The following is an 18,087-nucleotide window of genomic DNA, read 5'->3' on the forward strand; positions in this document are numbered from 1 at the left end:
AAATAACTCGTTCTTAAAGAATTATTAAAATTTAGACGTGTGAAAAAGATTTTAGTACTCGTACTGTTTGTTGGTTTTAGCTGGCAGCTGTACGCACAACCTGTATTCTCAGAAAAAGGATATCCAGAACATTTTATTGCCGGAACTCTTATTGGTGGTGTTACTTCTTATTATGTGTTTAAGAAAACGGATAATAAGTTTAAAGCTTGGGCATTTGGCACATTGACTGCTTCTGCAGTTGGATTTTTAAAAGAGCTGATAGACCCTAATTTATTAAGTAGAGTTAGAAACCCAACTGATGCTTTATATACTACTTTGGGTGGTGCTTTTGGAGCAAGCATTGTAATTCCGTTAAGAAAAAAACAACCTAAAGAAACACCTAATATTTCTGCGGCTTTTAAGCAGACAACTGTCTTATTAGAAAATTCTGATTAGATATTGAATTAAGAAGCTTTTTGAAGTAAATCATAACAAGGGCAACGCTTACAGCGATTGTCTTTTTTATATTTCTTACAACATTTCGTTTTTAGGTTCTTTGCTACCTTTATTTTTTTTGGAGGGCTTTCAATAGAAACGATTGCATTGTCTTGCGATATGATTAACATTTATTCTTTTTATAAAACCCTGCAAATATACGCTTATTTAGATTTAATAAAAATAAAGTTATTTTATTTTTTATCATAAGCATAAAAATGTTCAGTAATAAAGGTGTTTCTTAAGCAATGTTATACCCCGAAAACGTTAAGTAGCTCATTAAGTATATTAACAAAGAGGTGCCATATTCAGTTAAAATAGTATAATAAAAAATGCCTAAAAATTTGCCAATACCGAAAATGAAAAATTACGGCCAGGAGCACTAATACCGGAAGCAAATTCACGGTAATGTTCATCCAAAATATTATCAATGGCCACTTGCAAGTCAATATTTTTAGTAAGTCTATATTTTGAATTCGCATTTAAAGTAACCCAAGAAGGTGTACCATAATATTTATTAATGTCTTCTTCGGCATCAGGATCAATAACTGGTGTTTGTTGTTGATTGTCTATGCCTTCTAATAAGTTATAATCGGTAATCTTTTTTCTTCCATTAAAGCGAATATTGAATCCAGCTTCAAATTTATTCTTTGCATAATTAAGTTCGGCCCTGCCGAAAACTGGAGGAATCGAAGACAATGGCTCATCGGTATCATAAGCTTTACCTTTGGTATACGTTACACTAGCTCGTGTAGTAAAGTAATTACTCAAGCGTGACTTGAAATTAAACGTACCACCAATTACATAGGCATTCCCTTTATTTATATTCGCAACAATATCTCCTTCTTCGCCATCGAAAATAATTGTTGAGCTGCCATTCAACATAAAATTATCTCTAATAATATAATTATTTAGCAGGGTATAATATCCCGTAAGACCTATAAAGGTACTTTTATCATCAAAGTATTTTAAGATTCCTAATTCAGCATTGTATGCAAATTCAGGTCTTAGATTAATATTAGGTACCGTAACCAATCCGTTTTTTTCACGCACCTTGCCTACATCATCTATATTTGGCGATCGAAAGCCAGATGATAATACGCCATTAAACTGCCATTGATTTGTGGGTTTATAAACATAACCAATGGTTGCCGTAAATGCAGAATTTGCTAAATAAATGTCATTATCAGGTAAGGTAATAAAGGTCTCGTCAATCCATTTCGCATTTAAATAGGTATCTGTAAATCGCACACCTGTATTTAGTGTTGACTTTTCGCTAATATCTTGTCGGTAATTTATATATGCAGCGGCACTGGTATAGGTGCTACCTACGTCGGCGTATCTAGACTGCACTGGAAAATTTGTTGAAACGCCGGTAATCTGGTTACCATTAACCGAAAGTATCTCTCCTTTGGGAGTAGAGCTTACGTCATTATGTGTTACTTCTACACCATAAGACAAAATACGTTTGTTGTCTTTGGTGAGCGGTACCGAAAAATCACCATTTATGCTAAAAACATCTACTTCTTCACTTCTTGTGGTTCTGTTCAAGCTCCCAAATCGTCTGTTTATTCTTGATTCTTCTATATTCTGATAGGCAGCGGTTATTGTTCCTTTTTGAATCCATTTTTTATCAGGATTTATAGATAATTGAGAAGAAAGTAATAATCGCTTTTGCGGGCCATAATGCCATTCAGCAAAACGAAGTTCGCCATCTCTGCGCTCTGTTAATCTATCAAAACGTGGAATATCAGAAGAAGTGCCGTATTGAATATTAAAAGAGAGATCCGTCTGACTTGATAATGGAACAAAGAACTTTTGTAATATATCTGTTTGATTGTATCCGGTATTTCGCTGGATGTCAGGATCTGAATTACTTACTGGGTTTTCATTAAAAAATGAATCCGTGTTATTTGAATACTCGTGAACTAATCCCCAATCATCAAAATCATGAGAGCGGTTTTTTCCCATACGTAAATCTCCAAAATAACTATAGGAAACACTCGTGTAAGAAGCAAATTTCTTAAACTGTAATTCGATACCAGCCTGCACAGTTTTTTCATTATTAACCGTGCTATAGCGTGCTAAAAAAGAAGTGTTCACTCTTGTTTTCTCACTCGTCATTGGTTTTCTTGTATAGTAGTGGATCACTCCTCCTAGCGCATCAGAACCATAGATTACCGAAGACGGACCAAAAATAACTTCTGTTCTATCGAGTAAATTTGGCGAAATGGTAATAGAGTTTTGTAGGTGCCCTTTTCTATAAATGGCATTATTCATGCGTACACCATCTACCACCAATAGTACTCTATTGGCCTCCATACCCCTTAGAACGGGACTACCGCCTCCAAACTGCGATTTCTGTACTTTAATCCCTGGAATCTCCGCTAACATATCTGCAGATGTTTGTGGTGCGGTTCGTTGAATGTCTTTACTTGAAAAAACAGCAACCTGCTCGGCGATACGCTTAATGGAAACTTCTCCTTTTGAAGCCGATAAAAACACCTCAGCTAAGCGCTCTGATTTACTGTGCAAGTAGACAAATTTTGCCTTGGTTAATTGCCTTTTTAAAGCCTCAAATTCTATATAAGCAACATGGCTAAAGGTTAAGATATCGTTATCACCAAATATTGATAGGTCGGCTATACCATCAGCATTCGATACCACGCGTTTTGAGTTATCTTCGTTAACAACTGTAACATTAGCTATCGGAAACTCTGATTCTTTATCTAAAATGGTAATCTTTTGAGCTGAAGTAGTCCATCCGAACAGTAAAACAATACAAAATAAGATCTTCTTCATCTTCACACAAAAACAGTTGTTAGTACAGTAAGCGATTTGAGTTTTTGAAACATGGGCAAATGTAATTCAAAATACTTAATCAATACCTCTAATAATTGATGGCGTTCTTTGCCACTAAATTTTAACGAATGTAATCTATCAAAATTTATGCCGAGCAGCTCTTTGAAAAGTGTTAAATTTTCACCCTTAATATATTGCTGAAGCGGGGTTTGACTTGTGAACAATCCTTCTTCTAGGTTAAAATAATCGTACTGATCGTTTTCTTTATCAGGATAAAATCCTAAATGCTTGGTTAGATTTAATAAAAACAACAAGTGAAAATTAGAAATAGTGTCATGCGTATCTAGCCAAATCAATGAAGTTTCTAGGTAAGTAAAAAGTTGTTCATTGGGCGCTTCTTCAATTATCGATTTTGATAACACCTCTGATAAAAATATCGCTATTGTTTGTTTAATAATATCTATATGAATGCTCTTATAGGGTTTACCAATTCGAGCTTCCTTTATATAGTTTAAGTTCCCTTTATTATTATGCGATGCGATTAACTCTAGTTGCGTTAAAGGTTGAAAGTACGAAGCCTTTAACTTTCCTTTTTTAGCTTTTAAAACACGTTTTAATAGGTATGATTTAAGGCCTTCTTGCGTATAACATTTCACTATAAGGTCTGTATCGCCATATTTGATAGAATTCAATACTATGGCTTTGGTTTCAACAGTCATACTAATTAATAATGGCTATTTTGGTAGAAGATGTTTCAGATTTATCTGGTGTGGTTAATAATACAATGTACACACCCGAAGCAACGCGTCTTCCGGCTAAATTGGTTTTATCCCAAACAACTTTTCCTCCTTTGAGCTCTTGTCCTTCTACAACATTGGTTTCGTGAACCAATCTGCCTCCTGCGTCGAGAATTTTAACATTGGTTCCACGAGGTAGGTGAGTGCCATTTCGGCCATCTATCGTTACAAAAGAGTGCTCTTTGCGTACAGGGTTCGGGTAAGCATAGGCTTCACCTAAGCTATCCCCAAACGGTGCCACATTATTATTAAAAGCTACAATTCCTTTATCGGTAGCGAAAAATACTTTACCATTACTATTATCTACTTGAATTTTAATAATTCTATTTGATGGTAGCGGTGAGTTGTCTTTATTAAAATTGAACAATGTTTCTTGTCCTGAGGGGTTTGTGCCCAGTACACCTCCAGTATCTGTACCAAACCATTTGTTATCAGCACCATCAATTGCAATTGTATTTACCGGTTGTTCGCCCAGTAAACGCTTTGGAATTCCATCATCATCGATAATTACCGGAAATGCATCAAAAATAGCACTATCAAAAATACCGCCTGCATTTGAATATACAACCAATCCTTTTTTAGTTCCTATCCATATTCTGTTACTTCTATCTATGGCTAAGCTTTTGGTGTTCAAATCGGGTAAAGAGCCTTTCGTTGCTTCTGTGATTAGCGCTCTCTTTCTATCACCAGTTTCATTATATACCAACACTCCATTCCTTCTGGTGCCAATCCAAATACTACCAGTTCTATCTATTTTTAACTCGGTTAGTCCGAACGCTTCATTGGTGATTATACTACTTAAATCGTAACTGTTCCAACCGCCATTGGGCGATAATTTCTTTAAACGATTGTCTATAAAACCATTGGTTACCCATAAATTTCCTTGATTATCAAATGCTGTTCCGTTTACCCGTACACTTCTATAATCTGGTATGCTTGGTAAAATAACCGATTCAAGTCCACTATTATCTTGATTTAGAAAAGAAGTTACCTGGTCATTCTCTATAATTAAAAGTCCACCTGTTGAAGTTGGTGTATTAACATTTCCCTGTGCCCAAGAGCTTACATATGCTTTATCTTGATCATCGGGATCAATCGTTACATGAACTAAATCTCTTACCGGAAATTCTGTTTTAAGTGGAATCGTTGTCCAATTCGTTCCGTTAAAATGATCGAGGTCACGTGTTGTACTTAATGGTGTAAAGGCGTCATCATAAGCACCATATACTACCCAAAGGTGGTCGTCTTGGGCAGTTATAGAGAAAATATCATTTGCAATAGGGCCTTCAGGATGAATTTCTGTATGAGTTACCGAGTCGGCGAAACTACGTTGTAAAATACCAAATTCTGTGGTGCCTAAAAAAATCGTTTGATTTTCAGCAAAAGCGGTATTCAAATTAAAGTCGAATTGGTCAATAGCATTCGAAACTACAGTTTGTGCCAACGAAGTATTGAATATTTGTGCCTGCTTATTAGTAGCAATAGTTATAAATTCTGACGATGCTTTTAAGTCATTTATTGTTTGTGGCATAGCGGCAATAAACTGAATTGTATTTACAGAGGGAAGCTCATAAAATGAAGCACCTGTTGATGTAAATAATCGATTGCCAAATACTTCCATCGTTCTAAAATCACCTGTTAAACTTCCTTGGGGTTGTGCCCAATTATTAAAGTCAATTAAATTAGGGTTAGAAACATCTGCGGTAAATACACCTGATTCGGTGGCCGCATATATTATATCTTGAAATACTTCTATTTGATTTACGACCACTTCTGAAGAACCAGGTCCAATAAAAAAAGTATCACCGAATTGTAGGTTAATAAGGTCATATTCAACGATGGCAAATGGTGTAGCTAAATACAGGGTATTATTAAACTCTGCAATATCATTGATTTGTTTTTCACCTGTAATGCTTAATCGTTCAATATCATTTGAAAGTGTAATCTTTCCGTCTGCATCAACTATTTCTATTAACCCCGTTTGATAACCAATTACCAACTTCTCTTGGGTTTCACTAAAGTAAATACTGGTGGCCGTTTCACCAGATAAACCTTGAACAGAAGATAGTTTTTCTATCTCTTGACTAACGGTATCATAGATAAAAACGGCATTATCAACAACAGCGTAAAATTTTGAACCGACCTTCACAAAATCTTTTACATTATTGTATGAATAAAAATCTTCCCAGCTATTAGAAAAGTCTGTTTGCCCAAAAGAAAGCAAGCAAAAAAGAAGAAGAAAAAGATTGAAAATTTTTTTCATGAAAATGGTAAATAGTGCTCAAAGATATTTAATATAAACATAACGATAAAAATGTATTTTTATGGTCATTAATGAAATGATAATGAATTTAGAAATTGAACGGAAGTTTTTAGTGAATTCTGAAATCTATAAAAAGAATAGTTACCAAAAGCTATATATCAAGCAAGGTTTTTTAAACACACATAAAAAACGAACTATTCGAGTTCGTATCGCTGACAACAAAGGGTATTTAACGATTAAAGGAAAATCTAATGAAGCAGGTACGAGTCGCTTTGAGTGGGAAAAAGAAATTTCTTTAGATGACGCAAAGCAACTAATGCTTTTGTGTGAAGAAGGTATTATAGAAAAATACCGCTATCTTATAAATTATAATACACATATTTTTGAGGTTGATGAGTTCTTAGGGGATAATTATGGGCTTATTGTGGCTGAAATAGAATTATCTAACGAAAATGAAAATTTTCTAAAGCCAGATTGGCTAGGTAAAGAAGTAACGGGAGAAATTAAATATTACAATTCGCAGTTAAGTAAGCACTCGTATAAAAACTGGGGAAAAGAAAACCTCAATAGAGATTGAGGCTTTAATAGTAGGGGTTTCTTTTTCGTATAGTAATTTCCCAACGAACGCAAGTTGGCTCTTGCTCAGGCAGAAGAAGCGCTTTCCATAGCTTTAAAAAACCATGAGGTTCCTCTTTTTATATAAATAACATTTTTTAGTAGTTCTTCTTTTTTTTGCCGAATTTTTACAGTTCGAATGTATACCGTTTCGTTTGCATTTTGACGTACACTTCCCTCACCTACGAAACTTATAACTTGATTTTTTTTGGTAATTTTTTGAAGAATTTCCGTGTCAGAAGGTCTGGAGAATGAAATAATTGACATGTAATAAAAGGGAGTTAGTTTCTATTCAAATGTACATTTATTTTGCTTTCATTTTCTCACAAACAAACAATTGAATCTAAATAAGCAATAAATGGTATAAATTCTCTAATAAATGGTAATTAAGCCACATTCTTTTGAACGCTTTAAAGTTGTCAATTTAGCCATAATTAGTAGGTTTTCATTAGGAAATTTATACCAAAAGAAGACTAATTTTCAGTTATTTATAAAAAACGCTGCTCTTACTCGGTGTTTTTTGGGAATTTGATAGTTACCTTGGTACCAGAAGAATGGCTATCTGTAATATCTTCAATAATTACATATACTCTTTGGTTTTCATGTAGTAATTTAATTCTGTCTTCTGAACTTTGCAAGCCAAATGATTTTCTATGATGACTTGATGATTTTTTTAAGCTCTTAGATTTTTTAATACCGATTCCATTATCAATAATCTCACAACGCACTTTATCTTCTTCATCATATACTGATAAGTTGATTTTTTTACCGCCAATTTTATTCACAAATCCATGCCAAATAGCATTTTCTATATAAGGCTGGATAAACAAAGGAGGCACTTCAATTTTTTCAAGATTTATATTATCATCAACTGTAACAATATAATCGAATCCACCATCCATGCGCATTTGTTCTAGGCGTACATACAATCCTAAAATACCTAGTTCTTCACTTAATGGAATTGTTTTATTCGATGATTTTTTTAAAATCTCTCTAATCAACCTAGAAAATTTAGTGATGTAATCTGAGGCTTTTTCAGCATCATTTTGTAAAACAAAATTATTAATAGAGTTTAATGAGTTATATAAAAAGTGTGGATCCATTTGACTCTGTAAAGCGGTCATTTTTAGATCAGACATTTCTTTGACTTTTTCGGCAAGATCTTCTTCAATTTCAATTTTTTCTTGCTCTATACGATTTACGTTATAGCCTACAATTAAGGCAAACATAATCAACTCAATAGTTACACCTACATAGGTAAAAAACATAGGGTCAATTTTTATATTAACAAAAAATTCATTGCCTAAGATCATTGGTAATAACAAACTACAATTAGCCAAAATTACATAGGTCAAGGAGCCAATTATAAAAAAGGTAACAAAACGCCCTTTAATTTTAGTTAATACTACATAGGTTAATAGAGAAAATACGGTAAAAATAGGGGCTAGGGTTAAAAATAATTTTTCTTGATGCTGATAAGAAAAAAATAGCTGCACACTTATAAAGACAATTGATAAAAGAAAGAATACCCTATACTCAAGTACGAGTAAAACATCCCAATCTGAAATATGCTTTTTTGTTTTTAGCAAATCTCTAGCGAACAATACATAAAAACCAAAAGCCACAAATTGTATTGCAAAATTAATATAGTCATAGATCCATAAATATGGTTCTGGACAAACATGACTTAGAAAGTAAATGAAAATTGAAAAAGAATACAGGCTGTAAAATAGGTAAAGCTTTCTCTTATTTTGAAGAAATATCATTAAATGATAAATCGAAAGAATCAATAACCCACCTCGTATCCACGAGTATAACTCTGAAGTTAAATCTAATAACATCTTATCTGTCTAAGGCTAGCCTTTCTAAAAGTTCAGCTTTTTTATTTCTGCTAATGCTGGCACGCATACCATTACTCATCATCAGTTCACCTCCTAAATTCTTTATGTATTCTTTTACGTGGTTAATATTAATTAAATACGAATTATGAACTCTAAAAAATACTGGAGAATCGAACTTCTTTTCAACATCTTTTAAGGTTTTTGATACCAAAATATCACGATCATCAGTTAAGAAAACCGTTGTGTAGCTTTTATCAGATTTTAGCATAATAACTTCATCGACATCTAATAAAAAAACCTTACCGTCTGCAGAAACATTAATTTTACTTGTCTTTCCTGAGTTTAAATTTGTGAACAGAGATTGTAGTTTATCTTCAAGGTTTACATCTTTCTTAGACGATTTTACCTTCTCTAATGCAGTAATCAACTCGTCTTTATCAACAGGCTTTAATAAATAATCAATAGCTGAAACCTTAATTGCTTTTAACGCAAATTCATCGTGCGCTGTCGTAAAAATAAGTTTGAAATCTTTATACGTTAATTCTTGAAGTAAAGAAAAGCCATCCATTTCGGGCATTTCAATATCTAAAAAAACAATATCTGGTTTTTCTTTATTGATAATGTCTATTCCTTGTAATGGTGAGTTACATTTAATAATGTTGACCTCGTTTGCAGCATACCTGTTGAGCTTCCATTCTAGAGCTTCCAAGGCATTAATCTCATCATCAATAAGAACAGTTTTTAACATGGCTTAGAGTTATTAAAGAGCTAGCAAGATAGTACAAATACAGAATACTAGCAATAGTAATAATTCGTGGTTTTATTCTAAAATTTCAATTATTCTTTTTATTTCATTTCCCAATTCGTCTACGGCAGTAACTATATGTTTTCCTTTTTTTGGAAAGAGTGCCATATCATGAAAGGTTTGTGTGCTGCCAATAAAGTGTTGATCTAGATACCAAAACACTTTGATATCGGGATGACTATGTGCCAATTTAAAAACAACCTCATTTGTTTTTTCATTAAAATCTTTAGGTAAAAATACCTTTACTGCTTCCTTAGGATAAATGAAATCCATTGTTTTTATGGCTCCTGATAAGCAGTTTTCTTTAAATTTTGGAAGTGTTTTATAAGTTGGGTTTTTACTTTTATAGTAATATTCCATTAAGGGCGGTAATGTAAACCAGCTTTTATGTTTCATCTTATGAAATGGGTAACAAGATGAGTTCACTTGAAACTGCTCATTGGTATCTAAATGTATCAAGAAATGGTACGGGCATGGTTTGGTTTTAAGTCCTGAACTTTGAATAAAAACTGAATCTTTTTTTTCGCAAAACTCATTAGCCCTATAACCACTTTTTGAGCAAACCGCAACCTTTCTTAATTCATCAAAAGGTTTTGAAAACCATTTACTTTTAGGTAGTAAGCCAAAAATATCGAATAATATGGGGGCCGCTGTTGACAGTCCCACTAATCCTGTTCTACCTTCTCCATCAGCATTGCCTACCCATACGCCAACTACATAATCTTTAGTAGTTCCAACAGCCCAGGCATCTCTAAAACCAAAACTGGTTCCCGTTTTCCATGCTATTTGTTTCGATGAATCAAAGAACTGCCAGTTTTCTTCGCCTTCGGGCCTGTTTACTTCTTTTAAAGACTCGTAGGTAAGATAGATAGACCCGGCATCAAATACTGTTTTCTCTGTTGAAAGTTTTCCAAAATTAGGTTGAATGTCCTTTTCTAATATGGGTTCAATAAATTCATTGGTATAATAATTTCCGTTTGTACTATCATAGTGATTAATAGTAGATGATAATGACGCATAACTTTTACATAAATCCCATAAATTACTTTCAGCGCCACCTAATATTAAAGACAAGCCATAGTGATTCGCATTAAATGTAATGTCTTGAAGTTGTAATTCTTTTAAATAATGATGAAATCTGTCTAAACCAAATTTCTGTAACATTCTAACGGATGGTACATTTAATGATTTCGATAATGCTCTGCTCGCTGAAACCGCGCCGTCATATTCAAGATCAAAATTCTTGGGGTTATAATTTGCAATTTGAGTGGGTACATCTGCAATCAAAGTATTCGGTAAGAGCTCGCCTGCGTCTAACATTCCGGCGAAAAGAAAAGGTTTTAACACACTACCTGTGCTTCTAGGCTTATCTACAATATCTACATCTTTTTGATGTGCATTATCTGTTGGTGTATTGCCAATATAAGTCAGTATCTTTCGCGATTTTACTTCTAAAATCAGAATCGAAGCATTATATATGTTATTTTGCTTAAGGTTATTATAATGGTTTGTTATAATATCGTTGGCTCGTGCCTGCAGACTTCTTTTTATTGTGGTTTGTATTCTTTTTCCTTTATGTGTTTTTACAAATTTTTGTAATAAGTGTGGAGCTATTTGTGGTAATCGATATGGTTTTTGTGGTAACTTTTCTTGAATAGCTAACTGATAGGTTAATTCATCTATTTTTTCTTTTTCGAAAAGCTTCTTAAGTAATCTATTTCTTTTTTTTAATAATCTATCTTGGTTTTTGCCAGGATAAATTAAACTTGGAGCATTTGGTAATACTGCCAATGTTGCATTTTCTGCCCATGATAAATTGCTAGCTTTTCTACCAAAATAACGCCATGAAGCAATATCTAAACCAACAACATTTCCTCCAAAAGGAGCATTTGAAGTGTATAGTGCCAAAATTTTCGTTTTACTTTCTCTTAGTTCTAAGCGTGTTGCTAAAATGATTTCTATAAATTTTTCTACATAGGTTCTTTTTTTTCCTTTACGGGAAAGTCTTATTACCTGCTGCGTTAAGGTACTGCCTCCGCGTTTAATGGAGCCCGATTGCACATTTTGCCAAAAGGCTTTAGCCATTGAAACAGGGTTAAACCCAAGATGTTTAAAGAAATACTCATCTTCAAAGGTTAGAATGCATTCTTTAAACTTTGGAGGAATACTATCATTTTGAGGAAATCGCCACTGGCCATCTGCGGCAATTTGAGCGCCTAAAAGATGTCCTTCAGTGCTTTCTATAACAGTAGAAGTGGGGTTATCAAATAATTGTTTGGGTAATGAAAAATAGTACCAAATAAGCACCACTAAAAAGAGTAGCGACTTAACCTTGTTGTTTTTTATCCAAGTAATTCCCTTTTTCATTTTTTGCTAGTGGTTATTTTACAACCTCTACCCATTGCCCTTTAGTTCTTACAAAATAATCATTGTCGTACATGGCCTCTGCCTGAATACCTGGTAAGTAATACCTCCCCAGATAAGATGCATTAAGCTGTACTGTAAATGTTGTTGATTTTCTAGGTTGTAATGAGAAATAGAAATTTACCCTATCATCTCTAACGTCAGTAAAATCGACAGTATCAGTTGTAGTACTTCCATAATCGGTAAAGCGGGTATTAATGATTTCCCATCCAGACGGAAAGATCTCTGTTAAGGCAATATCTCGAACCGTTTCTTCTCTTAGATTATTAACCGTTACAATTGCCTTAAAATCGGTACCTTGACTTAATTTATTAATGTTAATCGAATTGTCATTTGCATCTTTATACTGAACATTAACACTCAAATTTCGTTTTTCCGCTAATTCTTGACCAAGAGGTAAGATTCCTGAATTCAAAACACGAATATAAACTACATTGGCTTGATGATTGGCCACGTTTAATATATTTTTGCCTTCTTTTATGTTTAGTTCTCTTAAAGCTATTGCTTTTTGTGTAGTTACATTAGTGCTTTTATTAGAATTTAACGAAAAGTTTATTTTGATCGATTTGCCACCGTTAACTTCAACCATTTTTGCCATAGCCAGTAATGCATACGCTGTAGTTTGAGTGCTCATCCAGTTATTTGATGATAATTTTTTAGCCAGGTATTCTGCTTGCTCTCTAAAACGATTGTCTTTTAATAAAAGTAAGGTTTCCATAGCCATTGCTCTATTTCTATCTATCGATCCGTAGGTATAATAATCACCTCTGTTAACTTTAAAACTAATATTTGCAGAAGCTGAGATTTTTGCTGCGGCCTCTTTTTGCCCTGCCAAAGCATACGCTGCTGCTAATCGCCATTTAGCATCATTAGACAAGGCATTAAATTCTCGCAGTCGGTTCATTGATGCTAAATCTGGGTGTCCTGCCAATGCTAACGTATACAATCGATAGGCTTGAGCTAGATCTGTATTATGTGTTCTATGTCCGGAACGCCAGTTTCTAGCAGCTTCTTGTTGGTATTTTATCCAATTGCTCATAAAAGTTAACGGCATAACGTAACCTTTTTTCTGAGCTTCCATCATAAAATGTCCGGCGTAACTTGTTCCCCAATCATTGACGATATTTTGCCCTTCCCAATAGCTTAATCCTCCTGAGGGTCTTTGAAAATCACTTAGTTTATTAATTGCCTTTTCTATATTGCTTTTAATCTCCCTCTTTTTTGTAAAATCAAGATCTAGAATATCAGAAAGATATAATTGCGGAAATACACTTGAAGTTGTTTGTTCGATACATCCATGTGGATAGCGAATAAGATATGAAAGTCTTCTGGTAAAATCCATTGGAGGTAAGGTTGAGAATTCTACCTCCGACGAATTGGTTCCCGCCACTCCAAACGTATTAAAATTAATATTCTGTGTAGCATTAGGTTCCAGAACCATTTCCGTTGCAACTATGCTTGTAGGGTTGGGGTTAATAACATCGAGCTCCACTTCGTACGATGATCTTTGTCCATTGCCTGATGCCAGCACCTCAACTTTACCGATGCCCTGTGCCTCACTCACATCTAAGTCAAAATAAACCATTTTTTCATCTGGTTTATTAAAGGAAACCGACTGCGTTTTAGCGCCAATAATTTTAATTCCCTCACTTAATTTTAAGCTAACTGTGGCGTTTTTAACTTTGTTTTCCATAGCGAAAACTGTTACTGGTAATCTAACTGTTTCTCCAGGACTCAATTTTCTAGGAAGCGTAGCTAATACCATTAGTGGTTTTCTAACTGGCGTCGCTTCATTTACGCTTCCATAAGCACTTTTTGAATTATCTCCTGCAACTACCATTGTTCTCACTGAACCAATATATTTCGGCATTGTAATAGTATGATTTTGTGTTTTCCCTTTATCAAGTGTAAAAGGCCCTAGTGTCATTACCACCGGCTTAAAGCGATTTGCTTTTTTTGGATCAGTAGCTCCCGCTTCTTCGTCTCCTCCTATTCCAAATACTTGTTTGATACTGCCACCATAAGCGCCAATAACATCATCAAAAACATCCCAGGTTTTTACGCCTAATGCCTCCTTGGTATAAAATTCATTCCAAGCATTCGGTGTTTTAAAACGTGTAATATCTAATAGGCCTTCATCAACTACTGCAAGTGTATAGGTCATTCTTTTTCCTTGTTTTTCTGAAACCTTGACTGTAAAGTTTTCTTCGGGTTTTAAAACACTTGGCATACTAATTTTAGGTTCTAAAATTGTACTCGGATCATTTACGAGTATTGGAATGATTCCATACAATCTAATTGGTAGATCATTTGCTGTAGAAGCATGTGGTTGTAATAATGAAATATTGATAAACACATTAGGTGTCATTTCTTCTGTAATTGGTATTTCTACAGTAGTTTCTCCTTTTTGTGTTTTTATCCATCGCTGTTCTAATACTTTTGTGCCGTTTTCCAGGCTAATAAGTGCGCGGCCTTCAGTACCCGAAGGGAAAGTTACCTTTGCTGTTTCTCCAACATTATAGGTGTCTTTATTTGATGAAAAGACAAGCATTTTAGCAGCTTGAGGGTCGCTGTCACTTGGCCGTTTCCACCAGTTTTTATAAAAATAAGCAGTTCTGCCTGTAGCGTGCCCACTCTCCGGATCATAAATTCGTATTAAATACCTACCACCTTCTTCATCAGGTATATTGATATTGAAGTTTGCCTTACCACTTGCGTTAGTGTTTAACTTAACAGAATGTATCGGTTTATGATATTGACTACTTACATAAGAGGCTAAATCATCATACGAAGAATTCCACCACCAGCGCCATTTTATTTGATATACCTTCACTTCTAATCCTTTACGAGAAATGGGAATTCCTTTGGTGTCAACTGTAACTACATCGAAATTAATGTTCTCATCTGTATAATACGATCCATATGCTCTTGCCTTAGGCGATTTAAGCCCAACAAAAGATGTGTAAGGCGCATAGTTTTTTGAAACAACATCAATTGAAAAATCCCCTCCTTTTTCAAAAACACGTGTAAAAAAAGAAGCTTTTAACATGCCTGGAGCTTTGGTGTCAAAATTTATTTTTTTGCTAAAATGCGCTAACCCTTCATGATTTAGTGTTCCATTAAAAATGGTTATTTCTTCAGTTGAAAATTTACGTGTTGGGTCATTAAATAGATAGTTGCTGTACTTGCTAAATGATGTTTGTGTAGTCTTGAATTTTGCTTTTATTTCTGTTTTAAGGTTTTTGGCCGGTGCTCCATGCAGCCATTTCACATCAATATCTGCGTTCATTGGTTTTTGAGAAGAAAGCGTTTCATTATCAAAGTCAATTTTGATCTTAAGCCGGTTTGGTTTAATCGTTTCTATTTTTAAAGGCTTATAAAAATTAGCTCCTCCAACGCTTACCTTAGCACTCCAATTACCTGTAGCTGCTGAAGAACTGGTGGGGACTGTAAAAGCATAAAACCCATTAACGCCTTTGGTGAGCACTTTTTTGTAAGAGAGTTTTCCATATGGGTCTGTTATTTCCATTCTTACAGGATGATTGTCTGGTAAAGGATTTGCCATATCATTTAGCACAAAATTTAAATGCAGCGTGTCACCCGGTCTCCAAACACCTCGTTCACCATAAATGTATCCTTTTAGGCCTTTTTGCAGTTTCTTTCCTGAAATATCAAACTTACTCATTGAGATAGCATGTCCGTCGTCTAGCTTTACATAGGTTTTATTCTGTCCGCTTTCAGCAATAGCGAAATATGCATTTTTATCTGCGGCGTACGTAGCGAAGCCTTCTTGATTGGTTTTAATCAACGCTAGCTGCTGTTGTTGATAATTATATAATCTTATTGTGGCATTATTCAAAGGGTTTATGGTTAGTAAGTCTGTTACTGCGAAATGATATGACTTATCTTCTCCTTTTTTAGCAATAACTCCAATATTTGTTGCTAATATATTGGCTGATACGATATTGTTTTGGTTAAGATAATATGCTCTTTTACACGGATTATTTCTGTCTTGCCAATTGTAATAATTGTTGTTTCTATAGTTGTATATAAGATTATCCCAATATTGTTCTTCTCTTTCGTCTAATTCTTCTGCTTCTGCAACCGTATATTGATGATTTTCATTGTAATAGTAGTCTTCTTCATAATGATCATAATCTTCTTCATTATTTGAAGCTCTAGTCCCGCCATCACAATTATAAATGGCATATTTCTCTTTAAAGTCAAGTTCAATCCTATAAATAGCTCCTGGCTCTGTTTTAATAATTTCTGAAAGATCTATCGCGTACGTTTTCCACTTTCCATCATCTTCTATATCAGATTTTATAAGTTGCATTGTTTTTTTAGCAATTCTACGACCAACTCTTCTAATATTATATCTATTAATATCACTTAAATTATTTTCTTGTAAAAACTGTAATATGTTGTCTTCATAGATTTTAATAACACGCACATCAACAGCTTTCAAATTAACAGCTTCAAAATTGAATTTTAAATTATTTGAATTGGGTAAGATTACACCATTACTTATAAGGCGAACGGAAGGTTTTAATTGTTCAAAGGCTATATTCTCGGTAAATGTTTGTTTGAGTTTATATTCGTCAATACTTTTAATTCCTTGAAAAACATCTACCTGCACGCTACCTGTAAGTCTTGTGTCTGGGTACACTTTTAACAAATTACCATCAGCAACATACTGTAAGCTCTTAGTGCCTTTTATATTTACCAAACCATTAAAGTTTTGTTGTTTCTTTAGCGGGTCAGAAAAATTAATTGCCAAATGTTGTTCTGGAGATTGATATACATTTACATCTACAATTGAAAAATTATTCTTGCCAGGAATACGTTTAATCGACTCACCTTCATTATCAATATCAACTGATTTTCCAGACCACTTTATGAGAATTTCTGAATCTTCAACCTCTCTCTTGATACTATCTATTTTAAATTGATAGTTTCTAGAAGCTTTTGAAGCTTCATACCATTGAATTGTTAACGATTTTTTATTCTTCTGGGCAGAAATTAGTTGTTTTACCTTTTCTAGCTCTAAAACATCTGCTAACTTTATTACTCCTTCTAAATATTGCCATTCTTTACTGTATGACTGTAAATTAGTAGTGCTAATGGAAAAGTTCTGTTTTATTGTTTTAAATTTAAAATTATAGGTTTTAAACTCTGAAGGCACATTGTTATAAATTCTCTCTAAATCTACCGACACTGAATATTCAGTATCAGGCTTTAGATCTTCATTAGGTTGAAAAGTAAATGTACGACTGTTTAATACTGTTATTTTTCCCTTTACCAAAGGTGTAATCGATATAATTCTGTCATTAATTTCTACATTAGGCTGCCAGCCTTCAACTTCTTTTGCTAAACCAATTTGTAAAACAGATGCTTTTGAAACTATGCCTGAGGTTGTATAATTTATATACTCTTTAAACTTAAAAAGATTATCTGTTTCTTCTTGTATACTCTTTTTTTTACAAGTAATAAATGTTGAGGTAATAGCTATATAAAGAAGTACGTTTTTGACTTTCATCTTAGCAGATTTTTAATTGAAATTACGGCTAATGAAAGTACACAATTTTTAGTCAATTAGAAGAATTTATAGCTTCTTTACGCAACGGTTTTAGAATCAGGCTCATCTAATTAAAAAATAATTCTATGAAATATATAGCGAGAACTCTTTTAACTTTTCTCATCATCTTTATACTTTTTAGCTGTTCTGAAGATGATCAGAATATGGAGATTATCGGTAAATGGAAACTTGTTCAAGTCTTAGCAGACCCTGGAGATGGAAGCGGTGTTTTTACAAATGTTGACAGCGATAAAACGATTACTTTCTTTAGCGACAGTACATTTATCTCAAACGGTAATATGTGTAATATGTTTAGTGAAGCCGGAACAAACAGTAGTGGGACGTTCACCGAAAACAGGTTAACAATTAACGATTGTAGATCGCTGATGGGAATGTTTTATACCTATGCGGTTAACGATAAGTTTCTTGAAATTAACTACCCGTGTATAGAGCCTTGCAAAGAAAAATATATAAAGTTAGAGTAATAA

Annotated in this window: 11 protein-coding genes; 3 read left to right on the forward strand and 8 right to left on the reverse strand. The window is 33.9% G+C overall.

Features of this window, described 5'->3' with window-relative positions; all coding sequences use genetic code 11:
• Positions 1-39: 39 nt before the first annotated feature.
• A complete protein-coding gene (locus AC1EUU_RS11595) occupies positions 40-435 on the forward strand; it encodes a hypothetical protein (RefSeq protein WP_480201586.1) in 396 nt (131 codons plus the stop codon).
• 375 nt (positions 436-810) lie between these two features.
• Here the strand turns inward: AC1EUU_RS11595 and AC1EUU_RS11600 are convergent, their stop codons facing one another.
• Genes AC1EUU_RS11600 through porZ form a run of 3 tightly spaced genes read right to left on the reverse strand, consistent with a single transcriptional unit; the run spans position 811 to position 6,336 of the window.
• The gene (locus tag AC1EUU_RS11600) at positions 811-3,276 is read right to left on the reverse strand and encodes a TonB-dependent receptor plug domain-containing protein (RefSeq protein WP_480201587.1); all 2,466 of its coding nucleotides are present in this window, start codon (positions 3,274-3,276) and stop codon (positions 811-813) included.
• A gap of 2 nt (positions 3,277-3,278) precedes the next feature.
• Positions 3,279-3,995 (reverse strand): DNA repair protein RecO, encoded by a 717-nt coding sequence (gene recO / locus AC1EUU_RS11605; RefSeq protein WP_480201588.1) that lies wholly within the window; start codon positions 3,993-3,995, stop codon positions 3,279-3,281.
• Position 3,996: 1 nt separating this feature from the next.
• Positions 3,997-6,336, reverse strand: a complete 2,340-nt coding sequence (gene porZ, locus AC1EUU_RS11610; RefSeq protein WP_480201589.1) for a type IX secretion system anionic LPS delivery protein PorZ — start codon at positions 6,334-6,336, stop codon at positions 3,997-3,999.
• An 82-nt stretch (positions 6,337-6,418) separates the two neighbouring features.
• Between porZ and AC1EUU_RS11615 the strand changes: the two genes are divergently transcribed.
• On the forward strand, positions 6,419-6,913 hold the full coding sequence (locus tag AC1EUU_RS11615) for a CYTH domain-containing protein (protein WP_480201590.1): 495 nt from the start codon (positions 6,419-6,421) through the stop codon (positions 6,911-6,913).
• A gap of 65 nt (positions 6,914-6,978) precedes the next feature.
• Here the strand turns inward: AC1EUU_RS11615 and AC1EUU_RS11620 are convergent, their stop codons facing one another.
• The 5 genes from AC1EUU_RS11620 to AC1EUU_RS11640 form a co-directional block, all read right to left on the reverse strand.
• On the reverse strand, positions 6,979-7,218 hold the full coding sequence (locus tag AC1EUU_RS11620) for a hypothetical protein (RefSeq protein ID WP_480201591.1): 240 nt from the start codon (positions 7,216-7,218) through the stop codon (positions 6,979-6,981).
• 239 nt (positions 7,219-7,457) lie between these two features.
• Positions 7,458-8,792 carry a sensor histidine kinase gene (locus tag AC1EUU_RS11625; RefSeq protein ID WP_480201592.1) on the reverse strand — a complete coding sequence of 445 codons (1,335 nt, stop codon included), beginning with the start codon at positions 8,790-8,792 and terminating at the stop codon, positions 7,458-7,460.
• 1 nt (position 8,793) lies between these two features.
• Positions 8,794-9,540, reverse strand: coding sequence for a LytR/AlgR family response regulator transcription factor (locus AC1EUU_RS11630; protein WP_480201593.1), 747 nt, complete (start codon positions 9,538-9,540; stop codon positions 8,794-8,796).
• Positions 9,541-9,612: 72 nt separating this feature from the next.
• On the reverse strand, positions 9,613-11,964 hold the full coding sequence (gene pbpC, locus AC1EUU_RS11635; RefSeq protein WP_480201594.1) for a penicillin-binding protein 1C: 2,352 nt from the start codon (positions 11,962-11,964) through the stop codon (positions 9,613-9,615).
• Positions 11,965-11,977: 13 nt separating this feature from the next.
• On the reverse strand, positions 11,978-17,560 hold the full coding sequence (locus AC1EUU_RS11640) for an alpha-2-macroglobulin family protein (RefSeq protein ID WP_480201595.1): 5,583 nt from the start codon (positions 17,558-17,560) through the stop codon (positions 11,978-11,980).
• A 125-nt stretch (positions 17,561-17,685) separates the two neighbouring features.
• Here AC1EUU_RS11640 and AC1EUU_RS11645 point away from each other — a divergent pair, with 125 nt between their 5' ends.
• Positions 17,686-18,084, forward strand: coding sequence for a hypothetical protein (locus AC1EUU_RS11645; protein WP_480201596.1), 399 nt, complete (start codon positions 17,686-17,688; stop codon positions 18,082-18,084).
• Positions 18,085-18,087 lie beyond the last annotated feature (3 nt).

The sequence above is a fragment of the Maritimimonas sp. 2205BS37-2 genome, from assembly GCF_056591755.1.

What these genes read in the sequence shown, in the direction of transcription:
- AC1EUU_RS11620 (WP_480201591.1), bottom strand. Translation starts at nt 7,218, where the DNA reads ATGTCAATTATTTCATTCTCCAGACCTTCTGACACGGAAATTCTTCAA.
- AC1EUU_RS11645 (WP_480201596.1), top strand. Translation starts at nt 17,686, where the DNA reads ATGAAATATATAGCGAGAACTCTTTTAACTTTTCTCATCATCTTTATA.
- AC1EUU_RS11630 (WP_480201593.1), bottom strand. Translation starts at nt 9,540, where the DNA reads ATGTTAAAAACTGTTCTTATTGATGATGAGATTAATGCCTTGGAAGCT.
- pbpC (WP_480201594.1), bottom strand. Translation starts at nt 11,964, where the DNA reads ATGAAAAAGGGAATTACTTGGATAAAAAACAACAAGGTTAAGTCGCTA.
- AC1EUU_RS11640 (WP_480201595.1), bottom strand. Translation starts at nt 17,560, where the DNA reads ATGAAAGTCAAAAACGTACTTCTTTATATAGCTATTACCTCAACATTT.
- recO (WP_480201588.1), bottom strand. Translation starts at nt 3,995, where the DNA reads ATGACTGTTGAAACCAAAGCCATAGTATTGAATTCTATCAAATATGGC.
- porZ (WP_480201589.1), bottom strand. Translation starts at nt 6,336, where the DNA reads ATGAAAAAAATTTTCAATCTTTTTCTTCTTCTTTTTTGCTTGCTTTCT.
- AC1EUU_RS11615 (WP_480201590.1), top strand. Translation starts at nt 6,419, where the DNA reads ATGAATTTAGAAATTGAACGGAAGTTTTTAGTGAATTCTGAAATCTAT.
- AC1EUU_RS11600 (WP_480201587.1), bottom strand. Translation starts at nt 3,276, where the DNA reads ATGAAGAAGATCTTATTTTGTATTGTTTTACTGTTCGGATGGACTACT.
- AC1EUU_RS11625 (WP_480201592.1), bottom strand. Translation starts at nt 8,792, where the DNA reads ATGTTATTAGATTTAACTTCAGAGTTATACTCGTGGATACGAGGTGGG.